Origin of the sequence: Lactobacillus sp. UMNPBX17 (genome assembly GCF_002553735.1) — a bacterium.
GTDB classification, from domain to species: domain Bacteria; phylum Bacillota; class Bacilli; order Lactobacillales; family Lactobacillaceae; genus Lactobacillus; species Lactobacillus gallinarum.
Window position 1 is genome coordinate 1 of record NZ_PCYT01000128.1, and the last position, 1,664, is coordinate 1,664.

Sequence of the window (1,664 nt, forward strand, 5' to 3'; positions counted from 1 at the left end):
CAATGTCATTAAGTTAAGACATTGACAATTAATATTAGACTTTTAAAGCACTGATTTAATATTTAATTGGTTAAATTGGTGCTTTTTTCGTACAACAAATAAGGCATAGCACAGATTCTGCTTTTTTAAGCTACGCGATATAAATAATATACAGCTGATTTGGGCTTGATATTTCTCTTGTCCTTGCGGCCTGGTCTAATTGGAATGGTATAATAGCTGATCTGAATAAGGATCCGTTCAAAATCTTGCGTTGAAGAAGAAGCCAAATACATGCTCTGAATAATCAAGCATGATTGCTTGAAATTGATGGCATATTGATACTTGCAATGCTTTTGCGGAATATAGGCCTGTGCATCAATTTGACTGATTGCATTAAACATAATCATATGGGCATAAATTTCCATTTCAATAAATTTATCTTGTTTGGAATGGAACTGTACGCTGCCTAAAGAATACTTCAATTTCTTGAAGGAGGTCTCAATACCCCAACGCAGATGATAAAGCTCTTTAATTCTTTTTAGCGGATAATTTTTTCGATCAAGATTGGTTAGCACAACTTCCCATTCTTCTTTGCCTGATTTGGCATCATTAATTCTAAATTTGCAGGCTCGAAATTTTATTGTGCATAACTCGCCAAAATCCCAGCTTAGATCCTGGGTATTTTTAGAGCGATACTTAATATATTGGCGATAATGATGCTGGACATGGTGAATATTCTCACTGGCTTTATGCGTGATGTAGTAATAGTTAGAAGTAGTTACCAGGCAGGAAATCTCACGATCACATTCTTGATCAGGCAATGTCGTTATTTCTTTAACTCCGCCTTTTCCAGCCTTAGTTCGTATTATGTAATGACAGTTAGGCAGGCGATTGCAGTTTTCAATCATATTGAAACTAGTGTAGCCACGATCCATTGTTACAATATATGGACCACAATTCAAAGCTTTAAGCATTTGAACAGCCGCTTTGCGTTCATCCATTTCTGATTTAGGCTGAAAAATACAATCCTGGTAGGTATTATTCAATAGATCATATAAGGCATTAACGTGAATTTGACAATAGGGTTTCTTTTTATGAGAAGAAGCTTGTACAATGTTATTCGATTTCGGATTCCAGATTTGATTAAAGTCAGAGCCATCAATGGCAAACAAACGGTAGTGATGATCAAAAAGTTGAATATTAAATAGATTTTGATTAAAAACAGTCAGAATATGTTTAAAACAAGCAGGAGAAAGCTGGCTTTTGCGTTGAACATAGGCAGAAGTACTAACTACTTTATCGTTCTTTTTAGTTGCATCTTCGCCAAAAGCTCTAAAGAGTTCACTGTTTAAATTCTGACCTTGCATGTTAATTGTAGTTTTAAGGACTGTCGCTGCATCTAAAGTGCGTTTCCTGGTAAAAGCATGAGGATTATTAATAAAATCGTGAATATGATCCCCAGTATTATTGATAATTTGATCAAGACGTTCTAGAATATTCTTATGAAGGGCTTTCATAATTAACACCAGCTTTCTGGCAATAATTTTGAAGGTTTAAAATATATAAGATAGGCGAAAAGGCAGGTCTTTTCGCCTTTATTTTATACAAAAAAAGAGATCGAATCCAAATGATTCGATCTCTAAAAAAGCACCCTTAATTGTCAATGTCTTAACTTAATGACATTG

At 34.5% G+C, this 1,664-nt stretch carries 1 protein-coding gene; it reads right to left on the reverse strand.

The genetic code is table 11. The features are described 5' to 3' along the window. Window positions 1–125: 125 nt before the first annotated feature. A complete protein-coding gene (locus CP368_RS09865) occupies window positions 126–1,496 on the reverse strand; it encodes an IS4 family transposase (protein ID WP_098044444.1) in 1,371 nt (456 codons plus the stop codon). Window positions 1,497–1,664: the final 168 nt, after the last annotated feature.